The organism is Streptomyces sp. NPDC020807, assembly GCF_040641575.1.
Classification (GTDB): Bacteria; Actinomycetota; Actinomycetes; order Streptomycetales; family Streptomycetaceae; genus Streptomyces.
Window position 1 is genome coordinate 52,416 of record NZ_JBFADU010000029.1, and the last position, 22,146, is coordinate 74,561.

Sequence of the window (22,146 nt, forward strand, 5' to 3'; positions counted from 1 at the left end):
TGTGCTCGTGAGTCGGCACTCCCCACAGTGCGTGACCCATTGACCCGAGCTCAATGGAGCCAACTATTAAGTACGTCCGGGCTGTAAACCACACTTAAGTGGTCTCGTTTTGACAACATCACCAAGCCGCGAGATACCGAAATCCGGACAAACTGAGCACAGACAGACACGCCCGAAACGGACCGTTAACACACGTACCGGAGAGCGATGGCCGATATCCGGACAGGTGATCTTGGAAATCGAGTTGACGGAACTTGACGTGACCCACCCAAAAGCCCGGCCCCCCGCAGCTGTCTGCGGGGGGCCGGGCTCGGTGGTTCCGTGTCCGTGCTGGGCCGGGTGAGACCTTACTCAGCCGTTCTTGGCACGGGAAGACGCACGACCACGCGCGTTCTGGTCGAGGATGACCTTGCGGATGCGCACGGCCTCCGGGGTGACCTCGACGCACTCGTCGTCGCGGCAGAACTCCAGGGACTGCTCCAGGGAGAGCTTCCGCGGCGGGACGATCGCCTCGAAGGAGTCGGCCGAGGAGGAGCGCATGTTGGTGAGCTTCTTCTCCTTGGTGATGTTCACGTCCATGTCGTCGGAGCGCGAGTTCTCGCCGACGATCATGCCCTCGTACACCTCGGTGCCGGGGTCGGTGAACAGGACGCCGCGCTCCTGGAGGTTGGTCATCGCGAAGGCGGTGACGGCGCCGGCGCGGTCGGCGACCAGCGAACCGTTGTTACGGGTCGTCAGCGTGCCGAACCACGGCTCGTGGCCCTCGTGGATGGAGTGGGCGATGCCCGTACCGCGGGTGTTGGTGAGGAACTCCGTACGGAAGCCGATGAGGCCGCGGGACGGGACGACGAACTCCATGCGGACCCAGCCGGAGCCGTGGTTCGACATGTTGTCCATGCGGCCCTTGCGGACGCCCATGAGCTGCGTGACCGCGCCCATGTGCTCCTCGGGGACGTCGACCGTGAGGCGCTCGACGGGCTCGTGGACCTTGCCGTCGACGAGCTTGGTGACGACCTGCGGCTTGCCGATGGTCAGCTCGAAGCCCTCGCGGCGCATCTGCTCGACCAGGATGGCGAGCGCGAGCTCACCACGGCCCTGGACCTCCCAGGCGTCCGGACGCTCGGTGTCGAGGACGCGGAGCGAGACGTTACCGATCAGCTCGCGGTCCAGACGGTCCTTGACCTGGCGGGCGGTGACCTTGCGGTTCTTGACGGCGGACTTGGCGTCCGCGCCCTTGCCCGTGCCACCGCGGCCGACGAGCGGCGAGGTGTTCGTACCGATGGTCATGGAGATGGCCGGCTGGTCGACCGTGATCAGCGGGAGCGCGATCGGGTTCTCCGGGTCGGCGAGGGTCTCGCCGATCATGATGTCCGGGATGCCGGCGACGGCGCAGATGTCACCGGGGCCGGCGACCTCGGCCGGCTTGCGGGTGAGCGCCTCGGTCATCATCAGCTCGGTGATGCGGACGTTGGAGATCGTGCCGTCACGCTTGATCCACGCGACCGTCTGGCCCTTGCGGAGCTCGCCCTGCTCGACGCGGAGCAGCGCGATGCGGCCGAGGAAGTTGTCGGCGTCGAGGTTGGTGACGTGGGCCTGGAGCGGCGCCTCCTCGTCGTACGACGGGGCCGGGACGTGCTCCAGGATGGCCGAGAAGAACGGCTCCAGGTTGTCGCTGTCCTGCGGGACCGTGCCGTTCTCCGGCTTGGTCAGCGAGGCGATGCCGTCACGGCCGCAGGCGTAGACGATCGGGAACTCGATCTGGTCCTCGTCCGCGTCCAGGTCGAGGAAGAGGTCGTACGTCTCGTTGACGACCTCGTCGATGCGGGAGTCCGGACGGTCCGTCTTGTTGATGCAGAGGATGACGGGCTTGCGCTGCTGGAGGGCCTTGCGCAGCACGAAGCGGGTCTGCGGGAGCGGGCCCTCGGAGGCGTCCACGAGGAGGACGACCGCGTCCACCATCGACAGACCACGCTCGACCTCGCCACCGAAGTCGGCGTGACCGGGAGTGTCGATGATGTTGATCGTGATGGGCTCCCCGCCGTCCTTGGGGTGGTACTTCACCGCCGTGTTCTTGGCGAGGATCGTGATGCCCTTCTCACGCTCCAGGTCGTTCGAGTCCATCATGCGGTCGTCGAGCTGCTGGTGGGCGGCGAAAGCACCGGCCTGCTTGAGCATGGCGTCGACGATGGTCGTCTTGCCATGGTCGACGTGGGCGACGATGGCGACGTTACGGATGTCGTTGCGCGTGGGCATGGGTGCTTGCGCTTCTCTCGGATCGTGGGATGCGGCGTCAGTTCCTCGTACGCCCGCCGGGCGGACGCGCCACGGCTATGTCCTATGGTACGGGGCCGCCACACGAGGGGCTTCCCCGGCTGATCCGAGAGGGTCCGCACGCGGGCCCGGAGGGGGTTTCGAGGGTGTGGGGAAGGTCATACGGGCCGGGTCAAGGGGCCGACGCGATCCTGCCCGCCGGGGTCGCCGACGGGCAAGGAACTTGAGCGTCATCTGAGGTTGCGACCGGGGGTTTTCCGAGGGCCTGGAGCTTTCAGCGGTTTCGCTCCGCGCCCTTGGCGGATTCGGGCTTCTTGAAGCCCATGTCCTGGTAGCGGGGTGCGGCGAAGCCGAGGGCCCCGGCGTTCACGACGTCGGCCCTGGCGGCGACGAGCTGCGGGCGCTGGTAGAGGGGGATGGATCCGGCCGCGGCCCAGATCCGGGCGTCCGCCTGGCGGACGAGGTCGCGGGCCTCCTCCTCGTCGAGCGTCCCCGCCGCCTGATCGAACAGTTGGTCGATACGGTCGGTGCCGACGCGCGAGTAGTTCTGTTCGACCAGGAGCGAGCCGTCCGACGCGGGCTCCGGCTTGGCGAAGATCGGCCGGGCGTCGGTGGCCGGGAAGGCGGAGGCCGGCCAGGAGTAGAGGGCCAGGTCGTAGTCGCCGGAGGCGATGTGGTCCTTGAAGAAGCTCTCGTCGGAGACCTTCGTGACCTGGGTGCGGATGCCCACGGCGTCCAGCATCCGCACGATCCGGTCACCGACCGCCCGCAGCGACTCGGAGCCGGGACCCGAGGGCAGGACGAAGCGGAGGCTGAGCGCCTTGCCGTCCTTGCCGAGGGCCTGCGCCGCCTGCGGCACGGCCACGGGGGCGGCGGTGCCGAGCGGGGCGTAGGCCCCGGCGACGCCGCTGCCGTTGCTCGCGTCGAGGACCGCTCCCGGGGCGTCGGCGCCCGGCTTGTCGTCGCCGACGATGTAGAGGCCCTCGTCGGAGGCGGTGTCGCTCCCGGTCGCGGCCTTCTTCTTCGCGTCGGTCGAGCCCTTCTCCTGCTTCTTCGCGTCGGCCGGGCCCTCCCCCTTCTTCTTCTCGGCCGCCTTGGTGTCCTTCGCCCCGGCGGGCCTGCGCTGCGCCCCGCCCGGGACCCAGCCCGCGTCGGCGAGGAGCGCGCGCGCCTCCTTGGTGTCCTGGTCGCCGAGCGCGTCGCTGCTGTCGGCGTAGGCGGCCTGGCCCGCGAGGGCGAGGTGGCTGCCGGGGGGCGAGGCCGGGAGGCCGAGCGGCCCCAGCACGGATTCGGCCAGTTCCTGGCGGTTGATCGCGCGGGCGACCGCCCTGCGCACCCGTTCGTCGGCGAGCGGTCCGGACTCGCCGTTCAGGGAGAGCTGCGTGTAGGCGGGCTCCAGGGACTTGCGGACGGCGAAGCCCGCGAGGGCGTTCTGCTCGCCCGCGTACCGGGCAACGGCCTTCCGGTTCTTCTCGCGCGCTGCCTGGACCTCCTCGGCGCGCTCCTCGTCGGAGCCGTTCGCGACGGCCCAGGACTTGAGGGCCTTGGCCGGGGTGGTCGACGAGTCGGGGCCGTGGGCGAGGGGGGCCTGGGCGCCGCCCTGTCCGGTGCGGGCGTCGCGGAGCGCGAGGGCGATCCGCTCGGCGGTGGACCGGTCGATCTCGGCCAGGTCGAGCTTGCCCGAGGCCAGGGCGGCGGCCCGGTCGGCGCGGGGGACGGCCTTGAGGACCAGGCTGTCGAGCTTGGCCGTCCGGCCCCACCAGCGGGGGTTGCGGGCGAGGGTGATGTCGCCGCTCCTGCGGTCGGTCGACTTCAGCAGGAACGGTCCTGCGGTCGCCTTGAGCGTGGTGCGCGCCCCGTCGTTGAAGGAGGCCGGGGAGCCCATGACCTGCTTCGGGTAGAGCGGGGTGAAGAGGGACTGCCAGTCGGCGTAGGGCTTCGCGAAGGTGACCCGTACCTCCAGGTCGTTCTTGCCCCGCTCGATCTTCTCGATCCGCTCGTAGCCGCTGTTGCGGGCGGTCCAGTACGCGGTGTCGCGGCCGCTCAGCGCGCGCCACTGGGCGACGAAGTCGGCGGCGCCGATCTCGCGCCCGTCGCTCCAGACCGCCTGCTGGTTGAGCTTGTAGAGGACGACCTGCTTGGGCTCGGCCTCGACGATCTGCGCGGACTCCAGGTAGTCCGGGTTCATCACCGGACGGCCGCGCTCGTCGAGCGTGTAGAGCGCGGGGAGTACGGCTCCGGCGACGCGGGCGGTGGCGCCGTCGGCGTCGGCCTGGAAGGCGTTGAGGGTGGTGGGCAGGGCGTCGACCGCCCAGCGCAGGGTGCCGCCGTCGGCGACGGCCTCGCGTGCGGCGGGCGCGTTGTCCTGCGCCGCGGCCGGTCCGCCCTCCGTCGTCTCGTCGGAGCTGCAGCCGGCGAGCACGGTGACGGCGAGCACCGCGCTGGTGAGGGCGGCGACGGAGCGGAGCGTGCGGGAGCGGGGGCTCCTGGAGCATGTCCTCCCGCGAGGGGCGCCGAACTGGGACATGACTTGTACCCCTTCGTCCATTTTCATGCCATTTGGCGATAATCAGACCTCTTGCTCATCCACTGAACGGGACAGGTCTTTTCCGGCCACGGAGGCACGGCGACACGGCGGCAAAGCCCACCCGCGCGGCGCAACCGACGCGATCACGTCCGCACGCCTTCACAAGTACGGAGCGACGCAGGACACTCCGAAGGCCCCGCCGTGGAGCCGAGGAGGTTCTGTTGGCCACTGGTACCGGACCCCGCACGAGCCGAGAGACCGCGACGGGGGTGCGCTCCCCGGGGCGCGCCGCCGTCGCCGCCCGCCATCTGCGCACCGACCGCTGGTGGCTCTCCCCCGCCGCCACCGCCGCCGGACTGCTCGCCTTCGTCGCGTACTCGACCTGGCGGGCGTTCGCCAACGCCGACTACTACGCCGCCCCCTACGTCTCCCCCTTCTACTCGCCCTGCCTCGCGTCGAACTGCGTCCCGATGCGGGGCGGGCCGAACTGGGAGCTCTTCGGCAGCTGGTGGGTCCTCTCCCCCGCCCTGCTGATCCTGGTCTTCCCGCTGGGCTTCCGGCTGACCTGCTACTACTACCGCAAGGCCTACTACCGGGCCTTCTGGTCCTCTCCCCCGGCCTGCGCGGTCGCCGAGCCGCACCGCTCGTACACCGGCGAGACGCGCTTCCCGCTGCTGCTGCAGAACCTCCACCGGTACTTCTTCTACGCGGCGGTGCCGGTCGCCGCGATCCTCACGTACGACACCGTCCTGACCTTCCGCGACGCCTCCTACGACTGGGGCCACGCGGGGCTCGGGACGCTCCTCTTCCTCGCCAACACCGTCCTCATCTGGGCGTACACGCTCTCCTGCCACTCCTGCCGCCACATCGTCGGCGGCCGGCTGCGGCACTTCTCGAAGCACCCGGTGCGCTACCGGCTGTGGACCCGGCTGGGGCGGCTCAACGCCCGGCACGCGAAGCTCGCCTGGGCCTCGCTGGTCAGCGTCGCCGTCTGCGACCTGTACGTGTACCTGCTCGCGACCGGCACCTTCGACGACCCGAGGTTCTTCTGAGATGAGTCATGCGAGCCCCGTTCCCGTGGAGCGGCAGCAGTGGGACGTGGTCGTGGTCGGCGCGGGCGGCGCCGGGCTGCGGGCCGCGATCGAGGCGCGCCGCGCGGGCGCCCGTACCGCCGTGATCTGCAAGTCCCTCTTCGGCAAGGCGCACACGGTGATGGCCGAGGGCGGGATCGCCGCCGCCATGGCCAACGCCAACGAGCACGACGACTGGAAGGTCCACTTCCGCGACACCATGCGCGGTGGGAAGTTCCTCAACCAGTGGCGGATGGCGGAGCTGCACGCGCGGGAGGCGCCCGAGCGGGTCTGGGAGCTGGAGACCTGGGGAGCGCTCTTCGACCGGACCCCGGACGGCCGGATCTCGCAGCGGAACTTCGGCGGCCACGAGTACCCCCGGCTCGCGCACGTCGGCGACCGGACCGGGCTCGAACTGATCCGGACCCTCCAGCAGCGGATCGTCGGGCTCCAGCAGGAGGACCGCCGCGAGAGCGGCGACCACGAGTCCGGTCTGAAGGTCTTCCAGGAGTTCACCGTCACCCGCGTCCTCAAGGACGGGGACGGGCGGGTCTCCGGCGTCTTCTGCTACGAGCGGGAGAGCGGACGCTTCCTCGTCCTGGAGGCCCCCGCGGTCGTCCTCGCGACCGGCGGGATCGGCAAGTCCTTCAAGGTGACCTCGAACTCGTGGGAGTACACGGGCGACGGGCACGCGCTCGCACTGCTCGCGGGGGCACCGCTGGTGAACATGGAGTTCGTGCAGTTCCACCCGACCGGGATGGTCTGGCCGCCGTCGGTGAAGGGGATCCTCGTCACCGAGTCCGTACGGGGCGACGGCGGCGTCCTGCGGAACTCCGAGGGCAGGCGGTTCATGTTCGACTACGTCCCCGACGTCTTCAAGGAGAAGTACGCGGAGTCGGAGGAGGAGGGCGACCGCTGGTACGAGGACCCCGACCACAACCGGCGCCCGCCCGAGCTGCTGCCGCGCGACGAGGTGGCGCGGGCCATCAACGCCGAGGTGAAGGCGGGGCGGGGCTCCCCGCACGGCGGGGTGTTCCTCGACGTGTCGACGCGCATGCCGGCGGAGACGATCCGGCGGCGGCTGCCCTCGATGTACCACCAGTTCAAGGAGCTGGCGGACGTCGACATCACGGCCGAGGCGATGGAGGTCGGGCCGACCTGCCACTACGTGATGGGCGGGGTCGCCGTCGACTCCGAGACGGCCGCCACGCTCGGCGTCCCGGGGCTCTTCGCCTGCGGCGAGGTGGCCGGCGGAATGCACGGCTCGAACCGGCTCGGCGGCAACTCCCTCTCCGACCTGCTGGTCTTCGGGCGGCGCGCCGGGCTCCACGCGGCGCGGTACGCGGTGTCGGGCGCGGGCGGCGGGGTCGTCGAGGCCGACGTGGCGGCGGCCCGGGCGGAGGCCCTGGCCCCCTTCGGCGACGGTGAGGAGAACCCGTACACCCTCCACCAGGAGCTCCAGCAGACGATGAACGACCTCGTCGGGATCATCCGGCGGGAGGGCGAGATGGCCGAGGCCCTGGAGCGGATCGGCGCCCTGCGGGAACGGGCCGGGCGGCTCGCCGTCGAGGGGCACCGGCAGTTCAACCCGGGCTGGCACCTCGCGCTCGACCTGCGGAACATGCTGCTCGTCAGCGAGTGCGTGGCCCGCGCGGCCCTGGAGCGCACCGAGTCCCGGGGCGGGCACACCCGCGAGGACCGGCCGTCGATGGACCGGTCGTGGCGGCCGGTGAACCTGCTGTGCCGGGCCGAGGGCTCCGGAGTCGTCCTGGAACGCGTGCGGACCGAGCCCATCAGACCCGACCTGCTCGCGCTCTTCGAGAGGGAAGAGCTGGCGAAGTACCTCGCGGAAGAGGAGTTGGACGCATGAGCACGCCTCGCACGGGCACGTACCGGGCCCGCTTCCGGATCTGGCGGGGCGACGCGGACGGCGGGGAGCTCACCGACTACACGGTCGAGGTGCAGGACGGCGAGGTCGTCCTCGACGTCGTGCACCGGCTCCAGGCCACCCAGACGCCGGACCTCGCCGTGCGCTGGAACTGCAAGGCCGGCAAGTGCGGCTCCTGCTCCGCCGAGATCAACGGCCGGCCGCGGCTGCTCTGCATGACCCGGATGTCGGTCTTCGCGCGGGACGAGGTGGTCACGGTGACGCCGATGCGCGCCTTCCCCGTCGTCCGCGACCTCGTCACGGACGTCTCCTTCAACTACGCGAAGGCCCGCGAGGTCCCCGCCTTCGTGCCGCCGGCCGGTCTGGGGCCCGGCGAGTACCGAATGCGGCAGGAGGACGTGGACCGCTCGCAGGAGTTCCGGAAGTGCATCGAGTGCTTCCTCTGCCAGGACACCTGCCATGTGGTCCGCGACCACGAGGAGAACAAGGAGTCCTTCGCCGGACCCCGCTTCCTCATGCGGATCGCGGAGCTCGACATGCACCCGCTGGACGCGGCGGCCGCGAGCGGCCTCGACCGGCGCGCGAGCGCGCAGGAGGAGCACGGGCTCGGCTACTGCAACATCACCAAGTGCTGTACGGAGGTGTGCCCCGAGTCCATCCGGATCACCGACAACGCGCTGATCCCCATGAAGGAGCGGGTCGTGGACCGGAAGTACGACCCGCTCGTCCGGCTCGGCAGGACGATCAGGCGGCGGAAGGACTGACCGGCGCGGCGGATCCCCCGGCGCCCGCGCTCCAGCGGCCGAGGACGGGTTCGGCGACGGTACGGGCCAGGCGGCACATCGTCTGGCCGTGCCGTGCGAACAGCTCGTCGCGCGAGCCGAAGTGGCCGAGGTCGGTACGGAGGTGGGCCGAGAGGTCGCAGGAGGTGGCGCCGTCGCACGCGGCGGGCGCGTCCCAGTCGACGGAGGTCCTGGCCACGGCCTCGAAGAGGGTCTCCGCCCCGGAGTTGGTGAACCCGCCGCCGTGCTCGGGGGCGGGCAGCCCGGCGAACAGCTCGGCGATCGGCGTCCAGGCCCCTTCCAGGAGGAACTCGGGCCAGGCGAGCAGGACCTCGTCCGGCACGAGGGAGCGCAGCCTCGGGAAGCGCGGGTACCAGAAGACGCCGTCGACGAGCAGGCCCCGCACCCGGGTCGGCACCCCGAGCGACCGGGCCACGGCCTCCAGGGCGGCCATGCGCTGGCTGCACGAGCCGCGCCCGAGCCGGAGCGTCCGCGAGACCGGGTGCAGGTCCTCGACGGAGTACACCGGCCGGACGGCGGTGACGAGGAGGGAGTGGGCGGTCCGGAGCCGGTCGCGGTCGGTGACCGCGCCCCGCGCCGCCGCCTCCCGCTCCACCCGCGCGACGAGCGCGCGGACCCGGGGGTGGCCGAGGTCGAGGACCGGCGTGGCGGCGGTCGACCCGGCGACGTCGGCGGTCCCGGAACCCGGTCCCCGGTCCGCGTCCCCCCGCCTCCGGTCGGCACGGATGGGCATCAGCATGCGGCTGGTCATGGCGTACGCACTCCCCCTCGGTCACGCGACCCGGTCAGGTCCGCGTGCGCCCATCCTCCGCCACGGGCCCGGCCCTGTCAGTGCCAGCCCTCCCGGTAGGCCGCCCAGTCCCGCTCCTCGGCCGCGAAGTCCACGTACAGCGCGAGGCCGAACCGCTCGCGGCCGGGGTCCGTCCGGCCGAGACCGAGTCGCGCGCCGCGCACGGCGGCGGCGACGGTCTCCGCGTTCTCGTGGTGGCCCCAGTCGTCCTCGTGGAAGAACGGGAGCCCCATCAGGAGGTCGGTGGACTCGGGGGTCACTTCGAGGGCGAGGCTCGTCTGCTGGGCCACGTACCCGCCGTACATCCCCTCCAGCGGCATCCACGTGTCGTACGACATGACGGCGATCTGGTCGACCCGCCGGGCGACCTGGCCGAAGAACTCCTGGGACCACCACTTCTCGCTGCCGCTGATCGCGCCGTTCACGGAGTGGAGGGCCGGCACCGGGTCGATCTGGTGGGCGGCGACCGAGAGCGGCACCTTCCGGGCCCGGGTGACCGCCCCGAGGTCGTCGAGGAGCGACAGGTAGTGCTCGTCGTCGGACAGCAGCGGTTCGAGGTCGAAGTGGACCCCGTCGAAGCCCGCGTCGAGGATCTGGCGGGTCGAGGCGACCACGGCCGCTCTCGACTCCGGCCGCTCCAGGCGCAGCCCGTCGGGCCCCTCGGTCGCGAGGACGTCACCGAGCCAGGCCTGCACCCGTATCCCGGGCATCGTGCGGTGGACCGCGTCGATCAGCCACTTCGCGCGGGGATACCTGGCCGCCGGCAGGGTGCCGTCGTGGCGCAGGGGTCCCGCGTGGACGTACAGGTCGCGGATCCCGGTGCCCTCGATCCGCTCGGCGAAGGCGGCGAGGTCGGCGTCCGTCCTCCGGCCGTCGACCCAGGCGTGGCCGAGCCAGATGGCGTCCTTGCCGCGCGTCCGCGCGTCCTCCCGCACGTCCCCCGTGAAGTTGAGGCGCAGGGCGACCGCGCCGGCGAGCGGGGGCAGGACGAGCAGCAGCACGAGCCCCAGGACGAACCAGCGTCCCCGGCGCCACCAGCGTTTCCCTCGTCCGGCCATCATCCGCTCCCCCTCCACGACCGACCTGTTGCCACCGTAGAGGTGACCACTGACAGTGACGTCGTACGGCCTTCGAACGGTTTCCGGAGCTGATCGGTCCAGTCGCGGAGCCGTATACCCGGACATAGCCTCACCTTTGTGACGCGAACAGCCGCCCGAACCCTTCTCGCGGCACTGGTGGCGGCGTGGTGGCTCCTCGTGCCCGCCGTTCACGGTGCCTTCGCCGACGATCCCGTCGTCCTGTCCCGCGACGGGCAGATCACCGACAGGGTCGGAGCCCTCGGCGACCGCCGCGCCCCGGTCGTCCGGGCCCTCGACCAGCTCTACGACGACCAGCGCGTTCAGCTCTTCGTCGTGTACGTACGGGACTTCTCCGGACGCCCGGCGCAGAGCTGGGCCGACGACACCGCCGAGCGCAACGGGCTGGGCCGCGAGGACCTGCTGCTCGCCGTCGCCACCCACGACCGGCAGTACGGCTACTCCGCCGACCCCGACTCCCGCTTCACCCAGGCGCAGCTGGACGACGTGGCGAGCACCGCGATCGAGCCCGCCCTGCGGCAGAACGACTGGGCGGGCGCCGCGATCGGCGCGGCCGACGGGTACGCCGCCGTCCTCGCCGGGCGGCCCGTCCCCACCCCCGCGATCACCCCGGGGCCCGCCGACCCCGGCGCCTCCGGGGACAGCGGCACCTCCGCGACGGACCTGGTCCTCCCGGTGGTGCTCGTCGGCGGCGCGGGGGCCGTGGCGGCGTACGCGTACACCAAGCGGCGTCGCAGGGCCCGGACCCGTACGACCCCGGGCGGCGGCCGGGCGGAGCAGACCGGCTGGGGCCAGGCGAAGGAGTCCGTACCTCCGCCGCCGTCCCTGGAGGAGCTCGACGGGAAGGCGCGGCTCGCGCTCGTCACCACCGACGACGCCGTCCGCACCAGCCAGGAGGAGCTGGGCTTCGCGACCGCCCAGTTCGGCGACGAGGCCGTGCGGCCCTTCACGGAGGCGGTCGCCTTCGCCAAGGAACAGCTGACCGCCTCCTTCCGGCTGCGGCAGAAGCTCGACGACTCCTTCCCCGAGGACGACGCCACCCGCCGCTCGATGCTCGACGAGATCCTCCGCCGCTGCGCCGAGGCCGACGCGCGGCTCGACGCCGAGAGCGAGGAGTTCGACCGGCTCCGCGACCTGGAACGGACGGCCCCGCAGGCGCTCGCGGCCGTCGAGGCCGCGTTCCGCGAGCAGAACGGGCGGATGGGGCTGGCCGAGGCGGCGCTGAGGGCGATGCGCGAGCGGTACGCCGAGACCGCCGCCTCCCCGGTCGCCGGCGGCGTCGAACAGGCCAAGGACCGGCTCGTCTTCGCGACGACCCACGTCAACCAGGCCCGCCAGCTGATCGACGACGGCGACAACGGCGCCGCCGCCGTGCACATCCGGGCCGCCGAGGGCGCCGTGGACCAGGCGGCCCGGCTCGTCGAGGCCGTCGACCGGCGGGCCCAGGACCTGGCCGAGGCCGTGGGGAAGCTGACGAGCGCGCTCTCCGAGACGGACGCGGACCTCGCCGACGCGCGCGGGCTCCTGAAGGGCCTCGACGGCACGGCCGAGGGCGTCTCGACGGCCGACCTCCAGGGCCGTGTCGCCCGCGCCGAGTCCGTCGTCGCGGAGGTGCGCCGCGGGGTCGAGGCCGGACGGTACGACCCGATCGACGCCCTCCGGCGGGTCGAGGAGGCCGACACGGCGCTCGACGAGGCCCTCGCGGGCGCGCGGGAGCGCGAGTCGGGCAACCGGCGGGCCCGGACGCTCCTGGACCAGGCGATGCTGACGGCCCGCTCGGCGATCGGGGCGGCCTCGGACTACGTCACCACCCACCGGGGCGCCGTGGGCAGCGAGGCCCGTACGCGCCTGGCGGAGGCGCAGCGGCGCTGGGAGAAGGCGCGGGCCCTGTCCGCGGCCGACGACCCGCAGGCGGCGCTCGCGGAGGCCCAGCAGGTGGACGCGCTGGCCCGGCGCGCGCAGGAGCTCGCCGAGCAGGACGTCCGCACGTACGGCAACCCGAACGGCATGGGCGGCACGACGGGTGTCGCGGGCGGCGGGGGCGGCGGGCTCGGCGGGGCCGTGCTCGGCGGGATCATCCTCGGCGGCCTGTTCGGCGGGGGCGGGCCCTCCCGGGGCGGGGGCCTCGGCGGCGGGGGCTTCGGCGGGGGTTCGGGGGGCGGAGGTTTCGGCGGCGGGCCCGGCAGCTTCGGCGGCAGCGGCACGCGCGGCCGGCTGGGCGGCGGCGGCCGGTTCTGAGCCCGCACGCCACTACGTCAGGGAGAAGAGAACAGCCATGAGCAAGCAGACCGTCCTCGGCCGCGTCACCCAGCTGGCCAAGGCCAACATCAACGCCCTCCTCGACCAGGCCGAGGACCCGCAGAAGATGCTGGACCAGCTGATCCGCGACTACGCGAACAACATCACGGAGGCGGAGGAGGCGGTGGCCACCACCATCGGCAACCTCCGCCTGATGGAGCAGGACCACCAGGAGGACGTGGACGCGGCGAAGGAGTGGGGCGGCAAGGCGCTCGCCGCCAGCAGGAAGGCGGACGAGCTGCGGGCCGGCGGGCAGACGGCCGAGGCGGACCGATTCGACAACCTGGCGAAGGTGGCGCTCGGCCGCCAGCTCCAGTCGGAGAAGGAGGCGAGCACGGCGGAGCCCACGATCGCCGCGCAGACCGAGGTGGTGACGAAGCTCAGGTCCGGCCTCGACCAGATGAAGGCCAAACTGGTCGAGCTCCAGGCGAAGCGCGACGAGCTCGTGGCGCGCGCGAAGTCGGCGCAGGCCCAGAACACGATGATGGACGCGGTGAAGAACATCGACGTCCTCGACCCGACGAGCGAACTCAGCCGCTTCGAGGACAAGGTGCGCCGGGAGGAGGCGAAGGCGATGGGCAAGCAGGAGCTCGCCGCCTCCTCGCTGGACGCGCAGTTCGAGCAGCTGGACGCGCTCGGCGACAGCGCCGAGATCGAGGCCAGGCTGGCCGCCATGAAGGGCTGACACCCCCGGACGGGCCGGCTCAGAACATGCTCAGCAACTGCTCCACCGTGGGCTCCGCCGCCGCCCCGTCCCCGTCCGGCAGGGCGAGCTCGAACCAGACCGTCTTGCCGCGCGGGGTGCGGCGCGATCCCCAGGAGGAGCTGAGCAGCCCGACCAGCTGGAGCCCGCGGCCGCCCTCGTCGGTGTCCTTGGCCCGGCGCCGCCGGGGCTGGACGAGCCCGGCGTCCCAGACCTCGCAGACGAGGGTGCGGTCGCGGAGCAGGCGGAGCCGTATCTCCCCCTCGCCGTAGCGCAGGGCGTTGGTGACGAGCTCGCTGACGAGGAGTTCGACGGTGTCGGCGAGCGGGTCGAGGTCCCAGGCGCGCAGCTGGGCGCGGGCGAGCTCGCGGGCCCTGCCCACCGAGCGGGGTTCCCTGGGGAGCCGCCAGTCGCCGACGGCGTCGCCGGGCAGTCCCTGGATACGGGCCATGAGGAGGGCGATGTCGTCCTCGCCGTGCCCGGTGTCGAGGCTGGTCAGGACCCGGTCGCAGACGTCCTCGAGCGGGCGGTCCTGGTCGGCGAGGGCCCGCCGGAAGGCGCTGAGCCCCTCGTCGAGCGGGTGGTCGCGGGACTCGACCAGCCCGTCCGTGTAGAGCGCGAGGAGCGCGCCCTCGGGCAGCTCGACCTCGACCTCCTCGAAGGGTTCGCCGCCGACGCCGAGCGGCATCCCCGGCGGTACGTCGACGAGGACGGCGTCCCGGCCGGGTGCGACGAGCACGGGCGGGAGGTGGCCCGCGTTGGCGAACGTACAGCGTCGGGTGACCGGGTCGTAGACCGCGTACACGCAGGTCGCGAGGTAGACCTCGGAGAGTTCCGGGCCGCGCGGCTTCTGCGACTTCTGGGCGCGGGACTGCTGGGCGCCGATGGGGGCGCCGAGGCCGCGGGCGATCTCGTCGAGGTGGGAGAGGACCTCGGCCGGCTCCAGGTCGAGCTGGGCGAGGGTGCGGACGGCGGTGCGCAGTTCGCCCATGGCGACGGCGGCGCGCAGGCCGCGGCCCATGACGTCGCCGATGACGAGGGCGGTGCGGTGGCCCGGCAGCTCGATGACGTCGAACCAGTCGCCGCCGACCTCGGTGGCGGCGGTGCCGGGCAGGTAGCGGCAGGCGATGTCGAGCCCCGCCGCCTCGGGGTCGCCGGGCGGGAGCAGGCTGCGCTGGAGGATGAGGGCCCGCTCGTGCTCCCGGCGGTAGAGGCGGGCGTTGTCGATGCAGACGGCGGCGCGGGCGGCGAGCTCGACGGCGAGGGCCCGGTCCCGCTCCCCGAAGGGCTCGCTGCCCTTCGTCCGGGAGAACTGGACGAGGCCGACGACGATGTCGTGGGCGACCATCGGGACGACCAGGGTGGACTGGACGAGCTCCCCCTCGCCGCCGGGCACGGTCCGGAGGCGGCCGGTGCGCAGCGCTCCGGCGCACGGCGAGTTGAAGGGGAAGCGGTGGACGGCCCCGACCTCGATGGGGACGGGTCCGCAGCCGCTGTCGGGGCCGTGGCCCTCGTCGGTCCTGCGGGGGGTGTCCGACACGGCGCTGGCGTGGGCGACCCGGCGGAGCTCGGCGCTGCCGGCCCCGTACCCGACGTCGTGGGAGCTGCCCCAGCGGCCGGGCGGGGCCTCGTCGCCGGTCAGGAGGCCCTGGTAGAGGTCGACGGAGGCGAGGTCGCAGAAGCCGGGGACGGCGACGTCGAGGAGTTCGCGGGCGGTGGCCTCCAGGTCGAGGGAGTTCCCGATGCGGGCTCCGGCCTCGTTGAGGAGGGCGAGGTTCCGGCGGGCGCTGGCGGCCTCGCGGGCCGCGTTGTGCCGCCGGGTGACGTCGACGCCGAGCCCGGCGACGCCGATCGGGCGGCCGGTTCCGCTGTGGACGCGGTAGAGGTTGATGGACCAGTGGCGCCGGTCGCGGGCGCCGGGGGCGGCGCCGACGATCTGGAGGTCGGTGACGGACTGGCCGGTGTCCAGGACCTTGCGGAGGGCGGCGGTCATCCGGTCGGCCTCGGAGCGGGCGAGGTAGTCGTGGACGGTACGGCCCCGGTGGTCGTCGGCGGAGCCGCCGAAGACGGTCGCGAAGCGCTGGTTGGTGCGCTGCACCGTGAGGTCCGTGCCGAAGAGGAGAAAGCCGAAGGGAGACTGGCCGAAAATCGCCTGGGAGGCGGCGAGGTCGGTCTCGATGCGGCGCAGGGCGCGGACGTCGACGACGATGCACAGCGCGGCCCGCTCGCCGGACTCGGTCTCACTCGGCATCACGTACATCTCGGCGATGCCGCGGGGCTCGTCCTCACCCGGCATGCGGAAGGGGACCAGGCCCGTCCACTCCTTGCCGTCGAGGATGTCCCGGACCCGCCGGTGGGCACGCTCTCGCAGGTCGGGGGGCATGAAGGCCTCGACGGGATCCTTCCCCATCGCCTGCTCGGCGGTCACGCCGAAGAGGTCCACGGCCCGCCTGCTCCACTGCTCGACGAGCCCGTCGGACCCGATCGAGAAGGACGCGACCCGGATGTAGTCATAGATCGAGCCGGGCGGGCTGCTCTGCCACACGACGCCGCTCGCCGTCTCGGATATCTCGCTCACGCGACCGTCCCCTCCAGCTCACCGCACCGGACCGGCCATGCCCGCAGTATTCAATACGGCGGGCCCCGACGGCACGACGTTCACGATCACAGGGTGGTCTCGGTCGCTTCGTCCCCTCCGCGGCGAGTACCGGTGATCGTTGTCCCACCCTGTTTACTCACCAGGGAGAGCCAGCTCGAACCATACGGTTTTGCCCGTCCTTCCCTTACGGGTCCCCCAGCGCCGAGCGGAACAGGCCACGAGCCCGAGTCCGCGCCCCCCTTCGTCCTCGGGCCCGGCCGACCGTTCCGTCGGGGGATCCGGAAGCGGATCGGAAACCTCCACGAGCAGGGCGGGGGACGGGCCGGGCTCGTTACCGGGGTCGGAGCCGGTCGGGCCGGGGCGGACGAGGCGGACCCCGATGGGTCCGGAGGCGTACCGCAGGGAGTTGGTCACCAGCTCGCTGACCAGCAGGACGGTCACGTCACCCACGGCCGCGTCGAGGTCCCAGGCCCTGAGCGCCTCGCGCACCGCGTGGCGGGCGGTGCGCACGGCGTTGGCCTCTGCCGGGAAGGTCCACTCGGCACGGTCGCCGTCGGTGTCGATCACACCCGATCACTTCCCCAGCCGTGTGTCAGCAGGAAGACCCCAGCACTCCCCCAGAGGGTCATTCTGGACATACCCGTAATTCGGGGCGGGATATCGCGTAGGGCGCAGGCACGGGCGCACGGTGGCACGAACGGCGTAGAAACCGGGCCGCGGGGCGCACACGCGCTTCGGATCAGGCGCCGGTCCCGCCCGGGAAGGCCGCCGGGGGCGTCGGGGCGGCCTCCGGGACGACGGCCTCCGGGACGACGGCCTCCGGGACGGCGGTCTCCGGGGCGGCGGTCTCCGGAAGGCGCAGCCCCGCCTCGGCGACGGCGGGGCGGTCCTGGTCCAGCCAGTCGACCGAGTCCAGCTCGTGCCGGGCGAGCCAGCGCAGCTCGTCGTGGTCCTCCAGGGGGCGCGGCTCGCCGGAGAGCAGGCGGGCGGTCCACACCCGGAGGACGTAACCGGGCTTGAGCGGCCACTCGCCGGGGATCCGCTCGACGGGCTCCGTCTCGACGCCGAGCTCCTCGCGCAACTCCCTGACCAGGGCCTCTTCGGGGCTCTCGCCCGGTTCGAGCTTGCCGCCCGGCAGCTCCCAGCGGCCGGCGAGCTCGGCGGGGGCGCTGCGGCGCGCGGCGAGCAGGCGCCCCCGGTCGTACACGGCTCCCGCGACGACGACCACGACATGTTCCGACATGGTCGCGAGCGTAGCCCAGCGGTCGGCACGGCCCGGCCGGTCGGCACGGCCCGTGCGGCCCGTGCGGGACCCGGTCAGAGCGCCGGACTGCCGACCCGCTCGACCCAGTACAGCTGCTTGTGGCCCCGGGAATCGAGGCTGTCCGCCATCTTCTGGGCCTCGGCCTCGGTCTCGTACCGGCCCACCCGATAGCGGTTGCCGTTGTCGTCCTGTCGCACGACCACCCAGGTAAGAAGGGCTCCGCTGTCGCCCATCAGGCTTCTCCCTCCGCAACCGCAATCCGCATATGCCGGAGCTTACGCCTGACCTTCACTCAGCGGATATGTGTTTGCACAAAGAGATACGGATCGGCCGGTAACCGACGGAGGGAGGCCGAACGTCACGCCCTTCGTCACGCCTTCGGCAGCGTGGGTACGGGCAGGAGGACGGGGGTCCCGGCCCCGGCGCGGTCCTTGCGGCAAGCGTCGCCGCAGGTCGCGTCGAGCGAGCAGCAGAGGGAGCAGACCGGGCCCGACCGGACCGGGCAGTCGGCGATGTCCGGGAGCTCGTACGCGGTCTCGCACTCGGCGCACGTGTGGGTCGCCCGCACGTCGGCGACCTCGACGTCCGGCCCGTTCACCGGGTTCGGGCGGGCCAGGTAGTAGCGGCCCTTGGTGGCCCAGGCGATCAGCGGGCAGAGGACGAGGGCGAGACCGGCGGCGATGAAGGTGGAGAACGCCTCCGCGTACGTGCCGAAGAGCCCGAAGAAGGCGAGGATCGAGACGACGGAGGCGATGACCATCGCCCCGAACCCGGCCGGGTTCACCGCGTACAGGTAGGCGCGCTTGAACTCGATGTACGGCGGGCTCCAGCCGGCCCGCTTGTTGATGACGAGGTCGGCGGCGACGGCGGCGATCCAGGCGATGCCGACGTTGGAGTAGAACCCGAGCAGCTTGCCCAGGGCCGCGAACATGTTCATCTCCATCAGCGTCAGCGCGATGGCGAGGTTGAGGAAGATGTACCAGACGCGGCCGGGGTGGCGGTGGGTGACGCGGGAGAAGAAGTTCGACCAGGACAGCGAGCCGCTGTACGCGTTGGTGACGTTGATCTTGACCTGGGAGACGATCACGAAGAGCGCGGCGGCGGGCAGCGCGAAGGTGCCGAGCCAGGGCTTGAGGGCCTCGATCTGCGGGGCGATCGGCTCCAGCGCGTGGGTCCTGCCGACCGCCTCCAGGGCGACGAAGGCGAGGAAGGCCCCGCCGAGCTGCTTGGCCGCGCCGATGACGACCCAGCCGGGCCCGGCGGCGAGCACGGCGAGGTTCCACCGGCGGCGGTTCGCCTCCGTCTTCGCCGGCATGAACCGCAGGTAGTCGGCCTGCTCGCCGATCTGGGCGATGAGGGAGAGCGCGATGCCGGTGCCGAGGCCGAAGCCGACCCACGAGAAGCCCGCGCCGGCCCCCTCGGTACCGCCGAAGGAGGCGAAGGCCCCCCAGGCGTCCGGGGCCTCGAAGGCGAGGACGACGAACGGGAGGACCATGCCGACGATCCAGATCGGCTGGGTCCATGCCTGGACCTTGGCGAGCGCGCCCATCCCGCGGAAGACGATCGGGATGACGATCAGTGTGGTGACGAGGTAGCCGATCTCGACGGGGAGGCCGACGGCCTGGTGCATGGCCTGGGCCATGATCGAGCCTTCGAGCGCGAAGAAGATGAAGGTGAAGGAGGCGTAGATGAGGGAGGTGAGGGTGGAGCCGAAGTAGCCGAAGCCCGCCCCCCGCGTGATGAGGTCCATGTCCAGGCCGTACTTGGCGCAGGCCCGGGCGATGGGGATGCCGGTGAGGAAGATGATCGCGGCGGCGGTGAGGATCGAGGCGAGGCCGCTGGTGAAGCCGTAGGTGAAGACGATCGAGGCGCCGATCGCGAAGTCGGCGAGGTAGGCGATGCCGCCGAGCGCGGTCCCGGCGACGGTCACCGGCGACCAGCGCCGGAAGGAGTGCGGGGCGTAGCGCAGCGAGTAGTCCTCGCGGCTCTCGTCGGCGGCGAGCTTGGCGTAGCTGCGGCGGGGTGACGCCGGGGGTGCGGGCGGGGCCGGGGGTGCGGGCGGGGTCGGGGGCGGCGGGGAGTCCGCCCCCTGCCCCGAAGCGTGCGTGAGGGCCGTGTCCGTCATGAGGGCTCCTGTGGTCCGACCGGATCGCGGGTACGGACCAGGAAGGTAGGAGCCGGTCGTGACGACTCGTCATGACGCGGGGTTGCGGCGCTGTTACACACCCCGACGCGCCGTTAACTCGCGGAAACACCACCCGGACGAGGAGCCCCGCTCACCGGACCGAGGGCCGCCGGGTGCGGGCCGCCATCGGCCTTGCGGCCGCCCGACGGGCCGTCACCGGACCGCGGGCCGCCCGACGGGGCTCACCGGACCGAGCGTCGCCCGACGGACCGTCACCGGACCGGCAGGTGGTACGAGATGCGGTAGCGGTCCGCCGGGACCACCACGTCCGCCGTCTCGACGGCCCGCCCCGACGCGTAGTACGTCCGCTCTACGACGATCACCACGTGCCCCGGCACCCCGCCGAGCTCGACGAGCTCCTCGGCGAGCCCCGGCCTGGCGCCGACCTGCTCCACCACGTTGTCCACGACGACGTCGATCGCGGCCATGCGCTCCACGACACCGCAGCCGCCGAGCGGGCCCTCCTCGGGCAGCATCACGGGTGTCCGCCCCGTGACGGCGAGGGGCTCCCACGAAGTGGAGACCATCATCGGCTCGCCCCCGTCCCGGTACACGTACCGCGTGCGCATGACGCGGTCGCCCGGTTCGATGTCGAGCCGGGCGGCCACCTCGGCGCTGGCCGGCTCCTGCGCGCTGCTCGACTCCCAGGTCCCACGCGCCCCTTCGATCGCCTGCTCCTGCCGGAACGGGGTCGCGCCGGACGCGGGGCGGTAGCCGGAGCGGGCGATCCGGCGCGGCACCGGGCGCTCACGCACGTACGTCCCCGAGCCGGAGCGGCCCTCGACGAGGCCCTCCGCCATGAGCACCTTGCGGGCTTCGAGCGCGACGGTGTCCGAGACGCCGTACTCCTCGCGGATGCGCGCTTGCGACGGGAGACGGGTGTGCGGCGGAAGCGAGCCGTTCGCGATCTTCTCCCGCAGATCGCTCGCCACGCGCAGATAGGCGGGCTGCTCACCGAACGTCACAGGACACTCCCCTCAGGTTGACTGACAGCTACAGATTGACAACCCAGGGTCGCCGAGCGCAAGCATGGGCCAGAGTTTCACTCGAAGTGATGACTGGCTGGTGGGGGGCTTGCTACCACCGGTCACCACCAGTAAGTGGCGCCCGACCCCTTGACCTCATTGGTCCAGACCAATACTTTCCTGTGCGGTACGCCGCTCCACCCCGCAAGCTCCCTCCCGCTTCCACAGGAACGAGCCCATGCGCCCCAGAGCCATCACGAAGCTGACCATCGGCGCCGCAGCCGCGGCCACCCTCGGCCTCCTCGCCACCCTGACCCCCACCGCGAGCGCCCACGACCGCCACCCCGGCACCGCCTCCTCCCCCTCCGGCGCACTCAAGCGCGTTGGGTACTTCACCCAATGGGGCATCTACGGACGCGACTTCCAGGTCCAGGATCTGGAGACGAGCGGCACGGCCGCCAAGCTCACCCACATCAACTACGCCTTCGGCGTCGTCAGTTCGGACGGCAGGTGCGCCACCCCCGACACCTGGGCCGACTACGTGCGTCCGGTGGACGCCGCCAACTCCGTGGACGGCGTCGCCGACTCCGCCGAGCAGGCGCTCGCCGGGAACTTCAACCAGCTGCGCGAGCTCAAGACGCTCCACCCGAACCTCAAAGTCATGATCTCGCTGGGCGGTTGGACCGGCTCGGCCCACTTCTCCGACGCCGTGCGCACCGACGCGGGACGCAAGGCGCTCGTCGCCTCCTGCATCGACCTCTTCCTCAAGGGGAACCTCCCCGCCGACGGCGTCCGCGGCGGCGCCGGGGCCGCCGCCGGGGTCTTCGACGGCATCGACCTCGACTGGGAGTGGCCCGGTTCGGAGGGCAACCCGGGGAACGTGATCCGCCCCGAGGACAAGCCCAACTTCACCAAGCTCGTACGGGAGTTCCGCACGCAGCTCGACGCGTACGGCCGCTCGCTGCCGAAGCGCAAGCGCTTCGACCTCAGCGCGTACGTGCCGACGGCGCCCGCCAAGATCGACGCGGGCTTCGAAGTCCCCGCCATCATGCGGGACTTCGACTTCGTCAACCTCCAGGGCTACGACTTCCACGTCTCCGGCGAGACGACCACGGCCCAGCAGTCCGCGCTCTTCGCGAAGAACGACTGGAGCGTCGAGGGGACCGTGAAGTCCTGGCTGCGGCGCGGCGCCCCCGCCCACAAGCTCGTGGTCGGCATGCCCTTCTACGGCCAGGGATGGACCGGCGTCACGGGCGGCGGCGACGGCCTCGGCCAGCCCGCGACGGGCCCCGCCCCGGCGACCTGGGTGGCCGGCACGGAGGACTACAAGCACCTCAAGAAGCTCGCCGACTCGGGGACGTACACGCTCCACCGCGGCCACCGGAACGGCCACGCCTGGCTGTTCGACGGCACCACCCTGTGGACCTACGACGACCCGACGGTGCTGCGCACCAAGGCGGAGTACGTCCGCCGGCAGGGCCTGGGCGGCGCCATGGTCTGGTCGCTCGACGCCGACACGGTGGACGGCGAGCTGATCACGGCGATCGACCGGGGCCTCACCCGCCGCTGAGAGGCGGACGGCGGCCGGGTCACCCGGACCCGGCCGCCCTCCCGCCCCCGAGCCGCGGACCGGCCCCCGTCGGCGGTGCGCCCCGGGGTGACGACGGTCGGTCACGGACCGTCGTC

Annotated in this window: 16 protein-coding genes; 6 read left to right on the top strand and 10 right to left on the bottom strand. The window is 72.2% G+C overall.

The window, feature by feature from the left end; all coding sequences use genetic code 11:
- Positions 1–351 precede the first annotated feature (351 nt).
- On the bottom strand, positions 352–2,253 hold the full coding sequence (typA, locus tag AB0G79_RS29380; protein WP_360811712.1) for a translational GTPase TypA: 1,902 nt from the start codon (positions 2,251–2,253) through the stop codon (positions 352–354).
- Between the two features lie 292 nt (positions 2,254–2,545).
- Complete coding sequence (locus tag AB0G79_RS29385) at positions 2,546–4,798, bottom strand: ABC transporter family substrate-binding protein (RefSeq protein WP_360811714.1); 2,253 nt, start codon at positions 4,796–4,798, stop codon at positions 2,546–2,548.
- Between the two features lie 221 nt (positions 4,799–5,019).
- On the opposite strand from AB0G79_RS29385, the gene AB0G79_RS29390 reads away from it, so the two are divergent.
- From AB0G79_RS29390 to AB0G79_RS29400, 3 genes are read left to right on the top strand one after another with little or no spacing between them, the layout of a single operon-like run.
- Entirely contained in the window at positions 5,020–5,850 is an 831-nt protein-coding gene (locus AB0G79_RS29390; protein WP_360811716.1) for a hypothetical protein, read from the top strand.
- 1 nt (position 5,851) lies between these two features.
- Positions 5,852–7,738: a fumarate reductase/succinate dehydrogenase flavoprotein subunit gene (locus AB0G79_RS29395; RefSeq protein ID WP_360811718.1), complete on the top strand. Its 1,887-nt coding sequence runs from the start codon at positions 5,852–5,854 to the stop codon at positions 7,736–7,738.
- Positions 7,735–8,520 carry a succinate dehydrogenase/fumarate reductase iron-sulfur subunit gene (locus tag AB0G79_RS29400; RefSeq protein ID WP_360811720.1) on the top strand — a complete coding sequence of 262 codons (786 nt, stop codon included), beginning with the start codon at positions 7,735–7,737 and terminating at the stop codon, positions 8,518–8,520. The genes AB0G79_RS29395 and AB0G79_RS29400 overlap by 4 nt, the downstream gene beginning before the upstream one ends.
- On the opposite strand, the gene AB0G79_RS29405 is transcribed toward AB0G79_RS29400, so the two are convergent.
- On the bottom strand, positions 8,501–9,292 hold the full coding sequence (locus tag AB0G79_RS29405; protein ID WP_360811754.1) for a transglutaminase domain-containing protein: 792 nt from the start codon (positions 9,290–9,292) through the stop codon (positions 8,501–8,503). The two genes, AB0G79_RS29400 and AB0G79_RS29405, sit on opposite strands and share 20 nt — an antisense overlap.
- Before the next feature lie 95 nt (positions 9,293–9,387).
- The gene (locus AB0G79_RS29410) at positions 9,388–10,407 is read right to left on the bottom strand and encodes a hypothetical protein (RefSeq protein WP_360811756.1); all 1,020 of its coding nucleotides are present in this window, start codon (positions 10,405–10,407) and stop codon (positions 9,388–9,390) included.
- A gap of 138 nt (positions 10,408–10,545) precedes the next feature.
- Here AB0G79_RS29410 and AB0G79_RS29415 point away from each other — a divergent pair, with 138 nt between their 5' ends.
- A complete protein-coding gene (locus tag AB0G79_RS29415) occupies positions 10,546–12,684 on the top strand; it encodes a TPM domain-containing protein (RefSeq protein ID WP_360811722.1) in 2,139 nt (712 codons plus the stop codon).
- Positions 12,685–12,721: 37 nt separating this feature from the next.
- Positions 12,722–13,429 (top strand): PspA/IM30 family protein, encoded by a 708-nt coding sequence (locus AB0G79_RS29420; RefSeq protein ID WP_360811724.1) that lies wholly within the window; start codon positions 12,722–12,724, stop codon positions 13,427–13,429.
- Between the two features lie 19 nt (positions 13,430–13,448).
- Here AB0G79_RS29420 and AB0G79_RS29425 read toward each other — a convergent pair whose 3' ends face one another.
- From AB0G79_RS29425 to AB0G79_RS29450, 6 genes are all read right to left on the bottom strand, one after another.
- Complete coding sequence (locus tag AB0G79_RS29425) at positions 13,449–16,025, bottom strand: SpoIIE family protein phosphatase (RefSeq protein ID WP_360811726.1); 2,577 nt, start codon at positions 16,023–16,025, stop codon at positions 13,449–13,451.
- A 153-nt stretch (positions 16,026–16,178) separates the two neighbouring features.
- A complete protein-coding gene (locus AB0G79_RS29430) occupies positions 16,179–16,613 on the bottom strand; it encodes an ATP-binding protein (RefSeq protein WP_360811728.1) in 435 nt (144 codons plus the stop codon).
- Between the two features lie 172 nt (positions 16,614–16,785).
- Entirely contained in the window at positions 16,786–17,289 is a 504-nt protein-coding gene (locus tag AB0G79_RS29435) for a (deoxy)nucleoside triphosphate pyrophosphohydrolase (protein WP_360811730.1), read from the bottom strand.
- A 74-nt stretch (positions 17,290–17,363) separates the two neighbouring features.
- A complete protein-coding gene (locus AB0G79_RS29440) occupies positions 17,364–17,543 on the bottom strand; it encodes an SPOR domain-containing protein (RefSeq protein WP_360811732.1) in 180 nt (59 codons plus the stop codon).
- A 137-nt stretch (positions 17,544–17,680) separates the two neighbouring features.
- Positions 17,681–19,435 carry a hypothetical protein gene (locus AB0G79_RS29445; protein WP_360811734.1) on the bottom strand — a complete coding sequence of 585 codons (1,755 nt, stop codon included), beginning with the start codon at positions 19,433–19,435 and terminating at the stop codon, positions 17,681–17,683.
- Positions 19,436–19,707: 272 nt separating this feature from the next.
- On the bottom strand, positions 19,708–20,460 hold the full coding sequence (locus AB0G79_RS29450; RefSeq protein WP_360811736.1) for a GntR family transcriptional regulator: 753 nt from the start codon (positions 20,458–20,460) through the stop codon (positions 19,708–19,710).
- Between the two features lie 238 nt (positions 20,461–20,698).
- Between AB0G79_RS29450 and AB0G79_RS29455 the strand changes: the two genes are divergently transcribed.
- Positions 20,699–22,030 carry a glycoside hydrolase family 18 protein gene (locus AB0G79_RS29455; RefSeq protein ID WP_360811738.1) on the top strand — a complete coding sequence of 444 codons (1,332 nt, stop codon included), beginning with the start codon at positions 20,699–20,701 and terminating at the stop codon, positions 22,028–22,030.
- Positions 22,031–22,146: the final 116 nt, after the last annotated feature.